The sequence below is a fragment of the Aeromonas dhakensis genome (assembly GCF_002285935.1).
GTDB lineage: Bacteria > Pseudomonadota > Gammaproteobacteria > Enterobacterales > Aeromonadaceae > Aeromonas > Aeromonas dhakensis.
On record NZ_CP023141.1, the window covers coordinates 2,710,947 to 2,728,899 of the forward strand.

Annotated in this window: 15 protein-coding genes; 9 read left to right on the forward strand and 6 right to left on the reverse strand. The window is 61.4% G+C overall.

Annotation, left to right across the window (positions count from 1 at the left end):
- The first annotated feature begins 23 nt into the window (after positions 1-23).
- The 8 genes from CK627_RS12890 to CK627_RS12925 all read left to right on the forward strand — a co-directional run bounded on the left by CK627_RS12890 (position 24) and on the right by CK627_RS12925 (position 10,536).
- Positions 24-1,235: a hypothetical protein gene (locus CK627_RS12890; RefSeq protein WP_095592529.1), complete on the forward strand. Its 1,212-nt coding sequence runs from the start codon at positions 24-26 to the stop codon at positions 1,233-1,235.
- Positions 1,236-1,238: 3 nt separating this feature from the next.
- Positions 1,239-2,819 (forward strand): hypothetical protein, encoded by a 1,581-nt coding sequence (locus tag CK627_RS12895; RefSeq protein WP_095592530.1) that lies wholly within the window; start codon positions 1,239-1,241, stop codon positions 2,817-2,819.
- A gap of 2 nt (positions 2,820-2,821) precedes the next feature.
- Complete coding sequence (locus tag CK627_RS12900) at positions 2,822-3,226, forward strand: hypothetical protein (protein ID WP_095592531.1); 405 nt, start codon at positions 2,822-2,824, stop codon at positions 3,224-3,226.
- 12 nt (positions 3,227-3,238) lie between these two features.
- A complete protein-coding gene (locus tag CK627_RS12905; RefSeq protein ID WP_095592532.1) occupies positions 3,239-5,188 on the forward strand; it encodes a hypothetical protein in 1,950 nt (649 codons plus the stop codon).
- Positions 5,185-5,409 carry a hypothetical protein gene (locus CK627_RS12910; protein WP_095592533.1) on the forward strand — a complete coding sequence of 75 codons (225 nt, stop codon included), beginning with the start codon at positions 5,185-5,187 and terminating at the stop codon, positions 5,407-5,409. Before CK627_RS12905 ends, CK627_RS12910 begins: the two co-directional genes overlap by 4 nt.
- Before the next feature lie 230 nt (positions 5,410-5,639).
- Positions 5,640-6,833 (forward strand): enoyl-ACP reductase FabV, encoded by a 1,194-nt coding sequence (gene fabV, locus CK627_RS12915; RefSeq protein WP_005302251.1) that lies wholly within the window; start codon positions 5,640-5,642, stop codon positions 6,831-6,833.
- 163 nt (positions 6,834-6,996) lie between these two features.
- Positions 6,997-8,472: a YfcC family protein gene (locus CK627_RS12920; RefSeq protein WP_017786756.1), complete on the forward strand. Its 1,476-nt coding sequence runs from the start codon at positions 6,997-6,999 to the stop codon at positions 8,470-8,472.
- A 432-nt stretch (positions 8,473-8,904) separates the two neighbouring features.
- Positions 8,905-10,536 (forward strand): mechanosensitive ion channel family protein, encoded by a 1,632-nt coding sequence (locus CK627_RS12925; protein ID WP_095593498.1) that lies wholly within the window; start codon positions 8,905-8,907, stop codon positions 10,534-10,536.
- Between the two features lie 130 nt (positions 10,537-10,666).
- Here CK627_RS12925 and CK627_RS12930 read toward each other — a convergent pair whose 3' ends face one another.
- Positions 10,667-11,881, reverse strand: coding sequence for a pyridoxal phosphate-dependent aminotransferase (locus CK627_RS12930; RefSeq protein ID WP_005302243.1), 1,215 nt, complete (start codon positions 11,879-11,881; stop codon positions 10,667-10,669).
- Between the two features lie 380 nt (positions 11,882-12,261).
- Between CK627_RS12930 and CK627_RS12935 the strand changes: the two genes are divergently transcribed.
- Positions 12,262-12,474 carry a DUF1653 domain-containing protein gene (locus CK627_RS12935; protein ID WP_010633639.1) on the forward strand — a complete coding sequence of 71 codons (213 nt, stop codon included), beginning with the start codon at positions 12,262-12,264 and terminating at the stop codon, positions 12,472-12,474.
- A gap of 57 nt (positions 12,475-12,531) precedes the next feature.
- On the opposite strand, the gene CK627_RS12940 is transcribed toward CK627_RS12935, so the two are convergent.
- The 5 genes from CK627_RS12940 to CK627_RS12960 all read right to left on the reverse strand — a co-directional run bounded on the left by CK627_RS12940 (position 12,532) and on the right by CK627_RS12960 (position 17,745).
- Positions 12,532-12,795: a GrxA family glutaredoxin gene (locus CK627_RS12940; RefSeq protein WP_010633640.1), complete on the reverse strand. Its 264-nt coding sequence runs from the start codon at positions 12,793-12,795 to the stop codon at positions 12,532-12,534.
- Positions 12,796-12,937: 142 nt separating this feature from the next.
- On the reverse strand, positions 12,938-14,374 hold the full coding sequence (dacB, locus tag CK627_RS12945; protein WP_095592534.1) for a D-alanyl-D-alanine carboxypeptidase/D-alanyl-D-alanine endopeptidase: 1,437 nt from the start codon (positions 14,372-14,374) through the stop codon (positions 12,938-12,940).
- Between the two features lie 124 nt (positions 14,375-14,498).
- A complete protein-coding gene (radD, locus tag CK627_RS12950) occupies positions 14,499-16,259 on the reverse strand; it encodes a DNA repair helicase RadD (RefSeq protein ID WP_095592535.1) in 1,761 nt (586 codons plus the stop codon).
- Between the two features lie 113 nt (positions 16,260-16,372).
- A complete protein-coding gene (locus CK627_RS12955; protein WP_095592536.1) occupies positions 16,373-17,410 on the reverse strand; it encodes an HlyD family secretion protein in 1,038 nt (345 codons plus the stop codon).
- 2 nt (positions 17,411-17,412) lie between these two features.
- Positions 17,413-17,745 (reverse strand): DUF3302 domain-containing protein, encoded by a 333-nt coding sequence (locus CK627_RS12960; protein ID WP_005302225.1) that lies wholly within the window; start codon positions 17,743-17,745, stop codon positions 17,413-17,415.
- Between the last annotated feature and the right edge of the window lie 208 nt (positions 17,746-17,953).

The following is a 17,953-nucleotide window of genomic DNA, read 5'->3' on the forward strand; positions in this document are numbered from 1 at the left end:
CCTTGCCCGTGGAGAGAAAAGCAATGGCTGAATACAAGGTCAAATGGTTTGCAAGCGAGATGCAGGGGGCCCCGAGCCTGGGCGATACCGCAGAGGGCGCCCTGGCGGCGCTGCTCAAGGCGGTGCTGGTCACCGGCTTTGGCACCCTGACCATCAACGCGCTGGCTTTTGATACGGCCAAGGGGTGGGCGGTGGCGACCTTTACCGGTGGGCATGCCTATCTGCAAGACTCAGTTGTCCAGGTCGAGGGGGTATCGCCTGCTGCCTACAACGGCGAGCATCGGGTGATGCAGGTCACCGCCACTCAGGTCTGGTTTGAGATTGACGGCGGCAACCCCGGTGCTGCCGGTTCTGGCGCAGCCATGACCATGAAGGTGGCGCCGCTGGGCTGGACGATCACCCATGAAAGTGGGGACGGGAAGATCTTTATCGTGCGTCCCACCAATGTCAGTGAGTCGGGCAATGTATCGTGGCGAATTGATAACAGCGCATTCACTGGATGGACGGGCTCTAACCAGTATGGGTTTGCCTCCTATCTGGCCAAGATCACCATGGTTGAGGATGTGGTGGATATCAACACCTTTACCACTATCTATGACCATCGTTGGCCTGCGACCCAGCGCTATACGGCAAAGACCTGGGATCTGATAGGCGATAGCCAGTTCTTTTACTGGCTACCGAGTATTGGCAACTACAGCTATCAAACCGTCTATTGCACTGGCTATATCCGCTCAGTCAGACCCGGTGACCGTTACCATGCCGTCCTGTGCCATTACTTCACTACGGCGGCGAATGCCAACGAGTCAAACTGGGGTAACCGGGATGCGAGTGGTACCGCTTATTGGGGCACAACACTCACCACGTTCAACACCACCGATCAACGAGCGATTGCTCGCCCATATCATCAGTTGTTTGGCGCAACATCATGGTGGATCAAGGGCATGTTTGCCCGTTTCGGCCTGGGGTTGTCTGTACCAAACGGCCCCGATAACGGATTTTATCTCTCAACCGACCCCTGCATGGTGCTGGAGAACGGCAACCATCTGCGTGGGTATATGCCGGGGTTTGTCGTGCCATACGGTGATATCACCGCTTGGCATCGTAAAAACTTTGGTGATTTGCCTGCGCTGCCCGGCAAGAAGGTGCGCTTCATTCGTGGGCTCTATCAGGTGAATGTCTACAACGCCGATCCACGTTCCTTGATCGGGTTCGATATCACCGGCCCCTGGAGGTAAGTTATGGCCACTTTTTTGCCGTCAAAAGGGTGGCTGATGCTATCGGCTGCCCAGACCATTACCTATGACGCCGCCTATGATGTAAACGCAACCAGCGGGGCCGAGTGGGGAGACTGGTTTGACGATACCGCTGATATCGGGTTGTTCCGTTATGCCTATAACAAGAGCGGTGCTGCTGATACCGGCGTGTGGAACGGGTCTATCCCTTTTAAACCCTTGGGATACCGGTTGAAGATTGGGGCCTCCAATGCCTGCTGGACTAACGACCTGTGCGATATGGATCTGGAGTTTCTGGATGCGGCGGGCAATGTGGTCGCCGCCATTCGCACCCGAACAGATGGCACCTATCGCAGCGGGCTATGGTACGGCCCAAGCCTTGCCAGCCTGACCAAGGCCAGCCAACGTGATCAGTACCCGAGAACCTACGGCGAGCTGACCTTTACCCCAACCAGCTTGATTTATACCGATGATGGCGGTCAGCATCGCAACCAGTCATTTACCCTGACCTGCAATATGGCGGTGGTGACGACCCTGCGCTTTAGCAATATGCGCTCTTATGAGACCTATGCCAGCGCGAACGGGTGCCGAGCTGAAACCTATCTGCGCATCGCTGGTGCTCCTGCCGGGTTTCATGGCGACTTTGCGGCCTTGACGGTGGAGCAATACGCCGCTTTGCAGCCGGATTTGATCGTGCCTGCTGGTGCTGCCATTGCCCACCAACCTGGGGTTGGGTTGGTGGCTTCCGGCACTTCACCAGCCTACGTCTTGGCGCGTAGCATCTTGCCTGGCCAGACTGGAGTGCTGTTCGATGCGGCTGGGGCTGTAGTTGCCAAACTGACTTACCTCAATGGTGTGGCCAAGTTGACGGTGGGCGGTGTCACGACAGAGGGGGCCACTGATGCCCCTTATCTGGGCCTGGCTGCCATCAATGGCCAGGTGTTTGGCTATTACCAGACCAAGGTATTGGTGCGTTCATCGCAGTTTATTGCCCCACCAAAGAGCCGGATCTGGATAGAGCTACAGCCTGGGCAGACGTTGGCCACCATCGGCACCGAGTTCACCCCGTTGCTGGTTGAATACACCTATCTGGTTTATCGCCATACCATTACCGCTGTTGCCGCCAACCAGGAACCGCGCAGCCAATTCCAGCCGCAAGATGTGGCTTGGCGCGGCAACCCGCTGATGTATGCGGGCTCGGTCAACCTCCAGCAACAGACCCAATACCCACTCTGCAAGGGGCGGGACTATTTCTGGATCCGCGATGGGGTGCGCAACGTGGAGCAGGGGTTTATTGAAAGTACGGTGACCATCAGCGGGATGGGAGTGCGGCGCCGGGTTCTCTGCTTTACCCAGGATGGCGAGCTGGTTGGCGAGACCTACAGCCGCGCATCGGATGGGGTCTATCGGTTCGATCTGTTGTGGCTGAATCGCCGTTATATGGTGGTTGCTCAGGATGACCCGGCATATGGCCCTGCCGATTACAACGCCGTAGCCGCCGACTATCAGGCGCCAAATCCCTATCCGCCTGGTGGTGGGGTGGCGCCCGAGCCTTTCCCTATGATTGCCCAGCTCAAGAGGAAATAACCATGCTCTCCTATGCCGAAGGGCTGCGCACCAGTCGCGCCCAGCTATTGGCCACGGCCATTGATACAGGCAGCGGGGCGAGTGCCAAGCTGACCATCTACACCGGCACCAAACCGCCACCGGGGGTGGCCACGACTGACCAGCTGGCTCTGGTAGTGCTGACGTTCAGCCACCCTTGCGCCAAGACGATCAGTGGCGGGGTGCTGACCCTGAAACCCCTGGCCGAACAGATGGCTACTGGCAGCGGCGCACCCACCTGGGGGCGCATTGTTGACCGGGATGGGGCCTTTGTGGCGGATCTCGATGTAGGGGTGCCAGGCAGCGGCGCCGATCTGGAGCTGCCCGCAGCGGAGTTTTTTGCCGGTGCGCTGATCCGCATCAATACCGCCACCATCACCGAACCGTAACCGGGGGGCCATATGGCCAGAAAGGATGCCAGCCTAGCGCTGCGTAAGGCTCGCAGCATCAATGGCCAGCTGGAGCTGAACCAGTCCGACGTGGTGCGCCTGGTCGGCATCCTGAATAGTACCAACTTGCCGCCACGCCTGAGTGCGTCACCGGGTCTGGTGCTGTCATCGGTATTGGCTGGCGCCCCGCATCGCTCCAGCGCAATGCTGGGCGGCTCTGTGGTACTTGATGCGGTGCTTGCCAGCCATACCCATGGCCGTGGGGAGTTGGTCGGCGCGTTTGTCATTGAATGCACCATGGCCAGCACATCCCGCGCCCCGCAGCCTGTGCTCGCCGGACAGTATGACCAGAACGTATTCCGGGGCCCTGCTAGTGCAATGGGGGATGTTTGGGATCGGGCTGATCGCCATTCCCAGGCCCTCAGTAGCGAATGGCAGAAGGCAGGCACCGAGCGGGCAACCAGCGGCTCCCTGTGGCAACTGGCGGCGGCTCATCAGCAGCAGGTGGCAGAGCTGGGCGAGCAGATGCCCCAGACGTTCATGGCCAATCAACAGCGTTTTGCCGAGGGGCTGCCGGTCAGCCAGCAGAGTCGCCAGGGCTATGACAGCCTGGCCGCTGGCCATGTGGCGAATCAGTCCCTGTGGGTTGAGGCGGCGCCGGTCAGCAGCTGGCGCCTGGTCGGGTTCACCAACCCGCCGCGCTTTGACCAGGTTTGGCAGGCTGACCAGTGGCAAGAGGGTATCCCCATCGGTAAAGGGGTGGCCGCTCAAGCCTGGCACCACGGCAAGCCGCTGATAGAGGGTTGGCGTGATAGTTGGGACGAGGCCATGTGGCCACCCAAGGGCAAGACGCCGCCGCCAGAACCACCCAAGCCCCCCATCCGCCCCGATAAGCGGGTGTTGCGGCTGGCGTTCGGGCGCAAGCGCGACACGGCAGAGCTGGAGTTTGTCTGGCAGGGCAGTGATGCAGCAATCGTCATTCCAACCCGGAGGGTTTATCTGGTGAGTAATACAGCGAAGATCGTGCGGGTACGCGATGGGCTCGATATCCCGGCCACAGCGGTGAGCATCGAGCTCGATACCGACTCCTGGGCGTGGCAGTTCAGCGCTCAAATTCCCCGTATCGCGGCGGCTGCGCTGACCGATGAGGAAGAGGTCAGCATCCATATCAACGGTCAGCAATGGGACTGCGCGTGCGATGGTTGGCAATCGAGCCAGAGCTTTGGCCGCGAGTCTGCAACGCTGACGGGCCGCTCGCGTACCGCTTACTTGTCTCCGACCCATGTACTGGCGCAGGCGGTGAGTGAGCGCGCAACTGCGACCATGGCCCAGCTGGCGGCCGCCGTATTGCCGGTGGGTTGGACGCTGGATTGGCAAGCGGCTGACTGGTTGGTGCCTGCCGGGTACTTTAGCCTGGACAACCAGACCCCGATCGAGGTGGTCAGGTACCTGGCCGAGGCGGCTGGTGGTTTTGTGTTGCCACACCAGCGCAACCGCCATCTGGTCATCAAACCGCGTTACCCCACCGTGCCGTGGCAGTTCGATACTGCAGAGGCCGATGTGGCGATCCCCCGCGCAATCATTACTACCCTGGGCAGTGACTTCCAGCCGGGTCATGCCGCCAACGGGATCTGGGTGACTGGAGGCCATCAGGGCATCAGTGCGCGGGTGGTACGCCAGGGGACGGCTGGCGAGCAACAAGCGCCGACCATTACCCACCCGCTGGTATGTGATGTGACGGCCGCCCGTGCCCAAGGTGTGGTGGGGCTGGCCAAGACCATGCCCAAGCGTACCCAGACCATCGAGCTGCCGTTGTCTGCTGATACCGGCTTGATCCTGCCGGGCGCACTGCTCGCCGTGGACGGTTGGAAGGGTTACAACCGGGGCGTCAGAGTCTCAGCTGCGCTGCAGAACAGGGCCATGACGGTACGCCAGCAGCTCACTGTGGAGCGATTTGTATGAACCTGTTTAAGCGATTCCTTGAGTTGGTACCCGGTGCAGATCCCTTGCTGGTCGGTACCGTGACCGCAGTAGGTACCACGACCACCACTCTCAATACGTTGGCGGGTGGAACGGTCACAGTACGTGGCACAGAGATAGCCATCGGCAAGAAGGCGTTTTACAGGGGAGGGGAGCTGGCAGGAGAGGCGCCAGATTTACCAACCTATGAGATAGAGGTTTAATGCCGGTTTAACGGGGTTATCAAACTCAGTGATTCCAGTGCCATCAAGTTTGATAAACTACTGGGCCGGTAGCTTTTCATTTTCCCCGTAACTCTTTTTCATTTTCGGCGGCGGGCTACACCTCCATTTGCTCATTTTCCCTGCGATTCAACACATCAGAGCACCTTATCGCGGCAAGATGAGGTATCTTATGCCCCGATTTCATCCATCAAACGGATAAGAGACAACACATGATCATCAAACCCAAGGTTCGCGGCTTTATCTGCACCACCACTCACCCGGTCGGTTGCGAAGCCAATGTTCGTCGTCAGATTGCCTATACCCAGGCCAAGGGCACCATCGAGAATGGTCCCAAGAAGGTGCTGGTGATCGGTGCCTCCACAGGTTATGGCCTGGCGTCTCGCATTGCCGCCGCCTTCGGCTCCGGCGCCGCCACCCTCGGCGTCTTCTTTGAAAAAGCGGGCAGCGAAACCAAGACCGGTACCGCCGGCTGGTACAACTCCGCCGCCTTCGACAAGGCTGCCAAAGAGGCTGGTCTGTACGCGAAAAGCGTCAACGGCGATGCCTTCTCCAACGAATGCCGCGCCAAGGTGATCGAGCTCATCAAGCAGGATCTGGGTCAGATTGATCTGGTGGTCTACTCCCTGGCCTCGCCGGTGCGCAAGATGCCGGAAACCGGTGAAGTGGTGCGCTCCGCCCTCAAACCCATCGGCGAGGTCTACACCACCACCGCCATCGACACCAACAAGGATCAGATCATCACCGCCACCGTCGAGCCGGCGAATGAGGAAGAGATCCAGAACACCATCACCGTCATGGGCGGTCAGGACTGGGAGCTGTGGATGGCTGCCCTGCGCGATGCGGGCGTGCTGGCCGACGGCGCCAAGTCCGTGGCCTACTCCTACATCGGTACCGATCTGACCTGGCCCATCTACTGGCATGGCACCCTGGGCCGCGCCAAGGAAGATCTGGACCGCGCCGCCGCCGCCATCCGTGGTGATCTGGCTGCCAAGGGCGGCACCGCCCACGTGGCCGTGCTCAAATCCGTGGTGACCCAGGCATCAAGCGCCATTCCGGTGATGCCGCTCTACATCTCCATGGCCTTCAAGATCATGAAGGAGAAGGGCATTCACGAGGGCTGCATGGAGCAGGTGGATCGCATGATGCGCACCCGTCTGTACGGCGCCGATCTGGCGCTGGACGAGCAGGCCCGCATCCGCATGGATGACTGGGAGCTGCGCGAAGACGTACAGCAGACCTGCCGCGACCTGTGGCCGTCCATCACCAGCGAGAACCTCTCCGAGCTGACCGATTACACCGGCTACAAGCAGGAGTTCCTGCGCCTGTTCGGTTTCGGGCTGGACGAGGTGGATTACGACGCGGACGTGAATCCGGACGTGCAGTTCGACGTGGTCGAACTCTGAGTCTGACCCAAGTGAAAACGGGGCCCTGCGGGGCCCTGTTTTTTTGGCAAAAATCCCGCCAGGTTGCGAAATTTTATTATCCGCGATCACCTTTTTCCCATATCAAACCCGCTAGTCTGGCGGTGATCGGATCACATGACGGCATTGCCGAGGTACGGAAGCTATGACCACTCCAAATGATGCGCCCAAGAAGCGCCAACTCCCCACGGTTTACACCCTGCTTTTCATCATCATCGCCCTGATGGCGGCCCTCACCTGGGTGCTGCCGGCGGGCAAATACAACTATGTGACCGCCAAGAGCCAGCAGCCGGTGGCGGCGGCGGCCGTGGCCGATTACAGCGGCGACGAGCGGCTGTTACCGGTGCCAGGCAGCTACACCGAGCTCCCCTCCCAGCCACAGGGGCTATTCGATGTGCTCAAGGCACCCATTCAGGGCTTTCACAAGGCGGCGGACGTGGCGCTGTTCGTGCTCATCATCGGCGGCTTTCTGGCGGTGACCATGCAGAGCGGGGCGCTGGATGCCGGGGTGGGGGCCATCGTCCGTGCCTTTGCCGGGCGCGAGCGGCTGCTCATTCCGGTGCTCATCGCCCTGTTTGCCCTCGGCGGCTCCACCTTCGGCATGGCGGAGGAGACGGTGGCCTTCTGGGCGCTGATCGTGCCGGTGATGATGGCGGCGGGCTTCGATCGCATGGTGGCGGCGGGGATCATCCTGCTCGGCTCCGGGGTCGGGGTGCTCGCCTCCACCGTCAACCCGTTTGCCACCGGCATCGCCTCCGGTTTTGCCGGCATCCCCATCGGTGAGGGGATTGGCCTGCGGGTCGTGCAATGGCTGCTGCTGGTGATCTTCGCCTCCTGGTTCGTGATGCGCTACGCCAGGCAGGTGCAGCAGGACAAGTCCCGCTCCGTGCTGGCCGACATCGCCTATGACGACGAGTTCTCCCAGATGAAGAGCGGCAATCTCGCCTTCAGCGGCAAGCAGAAGCTCACCATGCTGGTCTTCTTCGGCACCTTCTTGCTGATGATCTATGCGGTGGTGCCCTGGTCCGATCTGGGTATCGACCTGCTGCCCACCCTGGGCTGGTGGTTCGACGAGCTATCCACCCTCTTCTTCAGCGCCTCCATCCTGATTGCGTTGATCAACCGGATGCCGGAGTCCAACTATGTGGCGACCTTCCTCAACGGGGCGCGGGATCTCATCGGGGTGGCGCTGGTGGTGGCGGTGGCGCGCGGCATCTATGTGGTGATGGAGCACGGCGTCATCATCGACACCATCTTGCACTGGGCCGAGGGGCTGGTGAGCGGGCTCTCCTCGTCGGTGTTCATCCTGATGGCCTATCTGGTACACATCATTCTAAGCTTCTTCATCCCCTCCACCTCGGGGCTGGCAACGGTCTCCATGCCGCTGATGGGGCCGCTGGCTGACTTCTCCGGCATATCGCGGGATCTGGTGATCACCGCCTATCAGTCCGCCTCCGGCTGGATCAACCTGTTCGCCCCCACCGCCGCCCACCTGGTGGCGGGGCTGGCGCTCGCCAGGATCCCCTACGATCGCTTCGTGCGCTGGGTGTTGCCCTTCATCATAGGAGTGGCCCTCATCACCATGGCGGTGCTGGTGGCCGGGGCCCTGCTGCAGGGGTGATAAGCAGACCGCCGTCTCGATGAAACAGGGCCGCTCAACCGGGGTTGAGCGGCCCTGTTGTTTATTCATGTCGCGCAGAGCAGGGTGAAAGGCAGCCGCTGGCTCGCCACCTTGACGCGCGATGGATCAGGAAGGGAACGCCATGGCGTTCATTTTTATGCGTGCCTCTGGCAGCATATCAATATGAGTCCTGACTGAGGCGCCAGACAGGCGAAGTGAGCACAGTGACAGAATGCAGTGCTGCCCCTTTCGCCGCCGCGACTGCAGTGCTATTACTGCTGGTGATCTTTGTTATGACTCGATTTTTTGCAAGCGAGGGCGATGAGCCCTATGTGTCATGGATGACGCCAGGAGAGGGATAGGGGGCCGTTGCCCCGTCCGTTGCCGAACGTGGTCATCATGATGAAACCGGACGGTCACGAGGGAGAGGTTATGGGGCACAGAGGGATCATCAGGCTGGCAGGGATGCTGCTGGCCCTGCTCATGGTCGATAGCGGGTGGGCGGCGGAGCCGAGACTGGAGCCGACCGAGCAGGAGCAGGCCCAGACCCTGACCCTGTTTCACGAACCCATAGTGATGCTGCAGGCGAAATTCGGTCGCCTGGACGGGGCGGCCCGGGTGCGGATCGTCAAGGAGCGGGTAAGGCAGCTGCAGCCCGAGGATCTGACCCATCCGGTGACCGTGGTCAGCTCGACCCGCCTCGGTCAGGAGGCCAGGGAGTTCAGGCTCAATGACAAGCACCTGCTGGTGTTGCTGGAAAAAGATCTGGAGTGGCTCGATGAGCTGACCCTGGATCAGGCCGCAGAGCGGGTGCGGCTGAGGTTGGAAAATGTGCGGGTCAAGGTGCTGGAGCTGCACTCCAACACCTACCTGCTCAAGGCGGCGGGCAAGACGCTGCTGGTGACCCTGCTGTTTCTGATGGTGGTCCAGCTGCTGCGACGGGGGCACCAGCGGGCACGTCGCTGGTTCGCCAACAACCTGCTGCAACAGAAGGGGCTGATCCCCCATCAATGGCGCCAGGTGCTCGGCAACCTGGAGATCCGCGTCATCGGCGTGTTCACCTGGCTGGTGATCCTGCTGCTCACCTATGGCTGGCTCACCTATGTGCTGGGGCTGTTCCCGCATACCCGGATCTGGAGCGATCAGCTGGGCTCCTCCCTGCTGGAGCTGTGCAGCAACATCCTGGGCGGGATCGTCGCCGCCATGCCGGGGCTGGCGACCGTGCTGGTCATCTTCGTGCTGACCAAGCTGTTCATCCGTATGCTGGCGGTCATCTTCGCGCGCATCGAGCGCGGCCATTTCCGGGTGCAGGGGCTGCACTCCGAGACGATAGGGGCGACCCGCCGTCTGCTCTCGGTGGTGATCTGGCTGTTTGCCCTGACCGTCGCCTATCCCTATCTGCCGGGGGCCGATTCGGACGCCTTCAAGGGGGTGAGCGTCTTCTTCGGTTTGATGGTGACCCTGGGCTCGGCCGGGATCATGAACCATGCCATGAGCGGCCTGGTGCTGATCTACTCGCGGGCCCTGCGGCCGGGGGATCTGGTGCAGATAGGGGAGGTGGAGGGGGTCGTCACCGAGCTGAGCGCCCTCTCGACCAAGCTGGTGACGCGCCACGATCACGAGGTGACCCTGCCCAACGCCGTGGTGGTGGGGGGCAAGGTGACCAACCTGAGCCGACTGGCAAGCGACAAGGGCATTGCCCTGCTCACCAAGGTCACCATCGGCTATGACACTCCCTGGCGTCAGGTGCACGCCATGCTGGAGCTGGCGGCCAGGCGCTGCCAGCTGATCAATCAGGAGCAGGCCCCGCTGGTGCGTCAGCTCAATCTGCAGGACTGGTACGTGGAGTACGAGCTGCAGGTACGGATGAAAGAGGGGCTGTTGCCCGGCCCGGTCAGAACCGAGCTGCACGGCCACATCCAGGATGTGTTCAACGAGTTCGGGGTGCAGATCATGTCCCCCAATTTCGTGGCTCAGCCGGAGCAGGCCGTGCTGGTGCCCCGCGAGCAGTGGTATCAGGCTCCCGCCGTGCCGCCTGCCGAAGTGGCCGCCGGGGAGAAATAGCCCGCAACGCGGGCCTTGCGACGGGACTCTCTCGCCATAAAAAAATCCGAAGCGGTGCAGACCGCTTCGGATTTTTTATGGTCGGCCTGCTGCCGGCGAGCAGCAGGCCAGGGCAGACGCCGCGTTGCGGTTACTGCTTGTAGCCCTTGAGGAAGCGGGCGAGGCGGCCGATGGCCTCTTCCAGCTCCTCTTCCCGGGGCAGGAACACCAGCCGGAAGTGATCCGGGGCCGGCCAGTTGAAGCCGGTGCCCTGCACCAGCAAGAGCTTCTCCTGCTGCAGCAGGTCGAACACCATCTTCTGGTCGTCGCGAATGTCGTACACCTTGGGATCGAGGCGCGGGAACATGTAGAGCGCCCCCTTGGGCTTGACGCAGGAGACCCCGGGGATCTCGTTCAAAAGCTCCCAGGCCTTGTCACGCTGGCGGCGCAGGCGCCCGCCCGGCAGGATCAGCTCGTTGATGCTCTGGTAGCCGCCAAGGGCGGTCTGGATGGCGTGCTGCATCGGCACGTTGGCACACAGCCGCATGGAGGCCAGCATCTCCAGCCCCTCGATATAGCCCTTGGCACGGCCCTTGGGTCCGGTGATGACCATCCAGCCCTGGCGGAAGCCGCAGGCGCGGTAGGCCTTGGAGAGGCCGTTGAAGGTCACCACCATCACATCGTCACACAGGGTGCAGACGCTGGTGTGGGAGATGTCGTCGTAGAGGATCTTGTCGTAAATCTCGTCGGCGAAGATGATGAGGTTGTGCTGGCGGGCGATCTCGATCACCTCCAGCAAAAACTCGCTGCCGTAGACGGCGCCGGTCGGGTTGTTGGGGTTGATCAGCACCAGGCCGCGGGTGCGCGGGGTGATACGGGCGCGGATGTCGTCGAGATCCGGATACCAGTCGGCCCCTTCGTCGCAGCGGTAGTGCACCGCATGGCCGCCGGAGAGGGTCACTGCCGCGGTCCAGAGCGGGTAGTCGGGGGAGGGCACCAGCATCTCGTCGCCGTTGTTGAGCAGCGCCTGCATCGCCATCACGATGAGCTCGCTGGCGCCGTTGCCGATGTAGATGTCGTCGATGTCGACCTTGCGCATCCCTTTCTGCTGGTAGTACTGCATCACCGCCTTGCGGGCGGAGAAGAGCCCCTTGGAGTCGCAGTAGCCCTGGCTCTGGGGCATGTTGAGGATCACATCCTTGATGATCTCTTCCGGCGCCTCGAAGCCGAACGGGGCCGGGTTGCCGATGTTGAGCTTGATGATGCGGTGGCCTTCGTCTTCGAGACGGCGAGCTTCTTTATGCACCGGGCCGCGGATGTCATAGCAGACATCGTCGAGCTTGTGCGACTTGTCGATTGTGAACATGGTGACTGTGATTCCTTCCCCATGGGGACGCGTTGGCGAAAAAGGCGGTTTTTAGTATCAAATTTCTTTTCCCCTATTCTTCACAGAATTGAATGCTAGAACAATCCTCTTTTTAGTAGAATTCCCTGATTTTTAGCCCTGAAACAGGGTTGCCAAAACGTTAAATTCAGCACGATCGTTTGTGTGAACCAAGGTTATCCAGTGAAAGATGAGGAGCTCATTAACAAAGCTACCCGACTGTGTTGAAATATTCACGCTCGCTGGCACGATTGGCTTGCGTGAAAAATGCCGTTCTTTTTGCCCACGGCGGCCAAAAACAGGAGCTGACGCGTGCTGTCAGGTTTGTCCGGGCCCCGTACCCACACCATGGAGAAGTCATCATGCAAGCCCCCGCCGCCGGTCGTTATCGTCACTTCAAGGGTGGTTATTATCAGGTGCTGACCCTGGCCTTGCACACCGAGACGGGGGAGCAGCTGGTGGTCTATCAATCGGAGCAGGATGGCGCCGTCTATGCCCGTCCCGTGGTCATGTTCATGGAGTGGATCGAGCATCAGGGTCAGGTGGTGAGCCGCTTCAGCCCGGTGGCGGAGTGACGCCGGGGAACGACCATGAAAAAAGGCGCCTGATGGCGCCTTTTTTACAACGTGAACTTACTGGTAGAGACCCAGGTTCTCTTTGGCATAGGCTTCGAAATCGGTGCAGCCACCGATGTGCTGTTCGTCCAGGAAGATTTGCGGCACGGTATTGACCGGCTTGCCGGCGCTCTTGGCCAGATCTTCCTTGGTGATGCCCTCGGCGTGGATGTCCACGTAGCGGAATTTGAAATCGTCACGCTGTTCGACCAGTTGCTCGGCAATCTGCTTGGCACGGACACAATAGGGGCAACCGGGACGACCAAAAATCACTGCAAACATGTTCTCTCTCCATTCATTTGAGGCTGGGCACAGGATAGCCCCGCCTCGTGACTAGTCAAAGTGGAAATTGTCGATACGGCCGTTCGCCATCTTCGATAAGGCGCACTGCGCCGGCCGTCATCGTCACTCACCTCGCAGCGGATCACCCCTCATCGGCGATCTGGATCGGCTGCTGCTGGTAGATGCTCTCCAGCACCCCTTTCTCGAACACGGTCCATGGCCAGGGGGCCTTGCTGGCGCGGTAGCGCTCGTGGGTGGCCGGATCCTGTGACAGGCCGCGCTGGAACATCACGAACGCCTTGCGCTGGCCGCCGGCGGTGTCGATGAAGCCCACCAGGTTGGAGGTGCCAGTGATGGTGCCGGTCTTGGCATGCACCTTGTTCTTCATCATGGGGGCGGTGACGCTGCGCCGCCAGGCCAGGGTGCCGTCCACCTGGGAGCTTGGCAGCAGCTTGATGAGACCGAGTTCGGCATCATTTTTCTGGATGAAGTTGAGCACCGACAGCATCTGGCGGGCGCTGATGAGGTTGTGGGCGGAGAGGCCCGAGCCGTCGGCCAGGGTGGCGTTGCCCAGATCGATGCCGTTCTTGGTCAGGATGGCGCGCACCGCCATGGTGCCGCTGCGATAGCTGCCCGGCTTGTTGTAGTAGTGGCGGCCGACGGTCTTGAGGAAGGTATCGGCGTAGAGGTTGTCCGATTTCTTCAACATCTTGGCCAGCATCACCGGCAGGGAAACCGAGTAGCGGGTCCCCAGGGTTTCGGCATTGTCCGGCGACTTGTGGGTAACGCGCAGCAGGCCGTCATGCTTGATGCCGGCCCGGTCCATGGCCCAGCGGATGTTGTCCCAGCCCCAGGCTTCCACGTCGTGGATGGCGAAACGCAGCCCTTGGGGCTCCTTGTTCGGGGTGATGCAGCCCTTGAGCTCGTAGAAGTTGCCCTTGGCCATGTCCACTTCCAGCGCACAGAACTGGCGCGCCATGTCGCCATAGCTCATCACCTCCACGTTGTCGGCACCGACCCCGATGGGGACCCCGGTGGCCACGTTGCCCACCGCCGGCTTGCCGATCTGGGTGGCGGTGATGGTGGCGTAGGCGCAGTTCTTGTCGATGATGACCGAAGAGACGGGGGCGGCGAAGCAGAGGGTCTGATCCCCCCAGGACCAGCCGTTGCCGCGCTCGTAGCCGTTGTAGGCGCCGGTGTTGACGTAGACGTTGCCCTTGATCTGGTTGACCCCGAGCTGCTTGAACAGGGCCAGCAGATCCATCCGTGACAGGGTGGGGTCGCCGACGAAGTTGATCCAGATATCACCGTTGATGACATTGCCCTGCTTGGCGCCAGGCTGAGCCTGGATGTCGGTGGCGAAGCGGAAGTCGGCGCCGAGCTCGAGACGGGCCGCCAGCGCGGTGAGCACCTTCATGGTGGAGGCGGGGGCGATCATCTGATCCGCATGGCGGGCAAACTCGATGCCGTTGTTGCCCTGCACCACGATGGCGTACTGGCCCCCCTGGGGGGGCGTCAGCGGGGCGGCCTGGGCCGCCAGGGAAAAGAGAGCACAAAAACCAATCAACAGCCGCTGCATAACATCCTCTAACGTGACGAAGGGGCCCGGCAGTGGGCCGGCCCTGATAACTCAAACCTTGTTGTACCCGCCGATGCCTGTTCGGCCATGGCAACGCAATTCATACGCCTTATGCCGGTCGCCATCACGCCAGTGAATTGGCGGTGCGATAGCGGCCGTCATAATCAAAAATCTTCTCTTTGATCTGCCAGAAGCGCCCTGACTTGCGGGCGATGACAAAATCGGGGTGGCGAAACTGATGTTCCACCGCCAGCACGCTCGCCAGGGTGGCAAATTCGGGCTCCAGCCCCGGGGCGGGCCAATGATGACGCACAAAGTGCTGTTGAAACAAGCGCCGTGCGCCTGCCGAGTGAAATCCGAAGTACTCATTGAGGGTGAGGCCATCCTCGTCGTGATAGACCACCTCCAGCCGCTCCCCCTGTTTGCCGCGCCCGGCCGCCAAGGTCAGCCCCGCGCAGCGGATCACCATGCAGTCCTTGAGATTGAGCGCCTCCTTGAGCTTGTCGTCAGGGTCCACCAGCAGTTGATCGCAGCTCTGGCAGCGGCGGGCGGCGATGTCGTTTTCACTGCCGCAGGCGGGGCAGATCTTGGCGCGAAAGCGGTAGTCGCACTCCTCGCGGTTGCCCTCGTCATCTTCAAACAGCCCCTGACAGCGGCGGCCGTAGTGCTCGATCACCTTGCCATCCTCGTCGGTCTTGCCCCAGAAGGTGTTGGCAAAGCCGCAGGCGGGGCAGGGCACCTGCACCGGCTCGGTGCCGGCATGGGGCCTGGGCTCCCCCACTTCGGGAGCGAACAGGTTGAAGTTGTTGCCGGCGTAGTCGAGTACCAGACAGTCGGTCTTGCCGGGCGACAGGCGCAGGCCCCTGCCCACGATCTGCTGGTAGAGCGAGACCGACTCGGTGGGGCGCAGCATCACGATGAGGTCGACGTGGGGGGCGTCGAAGCCGGTGGTGAGCACCGCCACGTTGACCAGAAATTTGAGCTCGCGCGCCTTGAAGGCGCTGATGAGGGCGTCGCGCTCCGGCCCCGGGGTGTCACCTGTGATGAGGGCCGCCTGCTCCCCTCTGGCACCCAGCAGGCCGTGAATTTCCCGGGCATGCTCGACGGTGGCGGCGAAGATCATCACCCCCTGCCGCTCGCGGGCATACTCCAGTACCTGGCTCAGGATATGGGGGGTGACCCGCTCCTGACGCTTGAGCTCGCCGTTGAGATCCGCCTCGCTGAAGAGGCCATTCTCCCGCGGTACCAGCTTGCTGAAGTCGTAGTGGACGATGGGGGCATCCACCATGCGCGGCGGCGTCAGGTAGCCGTTCTTGACCATGAAGCGCAGCGGCAGCTCGAACACGCAGTCGCCGAACAGCCGCTCGCCGTGGCTCTTGACCATGCCGTGGTAGTGGCGCCGGTAGATCCAGCCCAGCCCGAGCCGATAGGGGGTGGCGGTGAGGCCGAGGATCTTGAGGGCCGGATTGGCGGCCTTGAGGTGGTCGATCACCTGATGGTACTGGCTGTCATCGTCGAGCGAGACCCGGTGGCACTCGTCGATGATGAGCAGCGAAAAAGCACCGTCGAAGGCGTCCAGATTGCGCGCCACCGACTGCACCGAGCCGAACACCACCTGGGCGCGGGCCTCCTTGCGATTGAGGCCGGCAGCGAAGATGTCGGCCTGGAGCCCCCAGGCTTCGTACTTGGCGTGGTTCTGCTCCACCAGCTCCTTGACGTGAGCCAGCACCAGTACCCGGCCGCGCGCCTTGCGGGCCAGCTCGGCGATCACCAGACTCTTGCCGGCCCCGGTGGGCAGCACCACCACGGCGGGATCCGGGTGTTTGCGAAAGTGGCTGATGACGGCGTTGACGGCGTCGGTCTGGTAGGGTCTGAGAACGAACATGCAGGCTGGGTACGTCGACGAGGGGCGGAGCAGGGTGGCGCCATTATAGGGAACTTGGCGCCAAAAAACAGCGGGCCGGCATGGTGCCGGCCCGCTGGCTGCGTCGTTGCGGCTTAGTGGAAGGGGAAGATGTAGTTCATCCAGCTGGCCATGCGCAGCAGTACCTTGCGCATGATGGCCACGTGATGGAAATGCTTGGTGTAGATGGCAGCCTGACCGCTGGAGCCGGCTATCACCTGATACTCCTGCCAGCGTGGGTCGGTGATCTTGATGCGCACCGGCAGGCGGCCGGGGATCACCGCCGAGCTCTGGTCGATCAGCGCCGCATTGGCCTGCACGTTGCCCGAGGCGATGGCGGGGATCACCGCTTCTACTTCACCCTTGAAGATCTTGCCGGGGATGCCGTCGATCACCACTTCGGCTTCGTCCCCTACCGCCAGGCGCTGCATGCTGTTTTGCCAGAACCAGCCGACGTAGGCGTTGTCGTCCTCGTGGATGAAGGTCATCACCGGGCGATACATGAAGGGGGTGGCGATCATGCCCGGACGCAGGGCCAGCTGTACCACATGGCCGTCGCTCGGGGCATAGACCACGGTCTGGTCGAGCTGGTACTTGGCTTCGCGCAGCTGGGCCCGTACATCCTCCAGGGTGGCTTGTTGCTGATCGAGCTGGGCGACCAGATCGTCGACGTTGGCCTGGGTCACGTCCAGATCGCGCTGCTTGCCGATGCCGCGGCGCATCAGCTCGGCGGCGCGATCCCGGTCGAGCTTGGCCGAGCGCATGCGCGCCTCGATGGATTTGAGGTGCTCCTCGTTGGAGCTGACCCTGGCCTCCAGGCTCGCGGCGCGCTGGCGGAACGGCTCGTCGTCGATACGAAACAGCACGTCACCCTTCTTCACTTTCTGGTCCGGTTTGACCGCGACCTCGCGGACCCGGCCCTTGACCAGGGGAACGATGGGGGTGGAGACGTAGTAGTTGCGCGCCATCTCGGAGTAGGGGTGGTTGTAGTTCATCAGCATGATGAGGGTGCCGATGAGCAGCACGCCGCCGAGCACGGCGGTGGGCACGGTCCACTTGTTGAGCGGGATGCGGAAGATTTTGAAGACAGCTACACAGATGGCGGTGTAGGTGAGTACCAGCAAGAGATCCATGATCACTCCTTCTCTTGGGTCAGCTGATCGAGGCGGCTGCGCAGGGCGGCGACCTCATCCTTGAGCTCGGCGAGATGCTTCTCGTCGCGCTCGATACGCTGGGTAAAGCCCCAGCCCCGATCCTCCCGGTAGAGGGTCGCCCAGATCCAGAGGAAGGGCCACAGCACGTGCAGGGTAAACAGGCTGACCCAGCCGGCCACGTGAATGGCATCCTGATGGGGATGCTGACGATGCTTGGCTATTTCATAGGGAATGTCGTGAATGACGATGACCCCGTAAAAGATGACCAAACCCACAAAAAAAAGCAGACCAAGAGCAAAATAATCGAGTGTCATTTATGCCTCCACTGGCGTGACGCACAGCATTGTCATTGGATCCCGGGTTCTGCAACACAACCAGCAACCGGGTTTCCATCCTGTTGGGCCCGAAATCTTAAGCAATCTTGTTGTACTGAAGCTTAAGTGGCTTCGAAATCGTCAAGATAGATGACGGTATTATTGGGGCGAGTCCATAAAGTCGTATCCATGACAAGGACTTACGCAG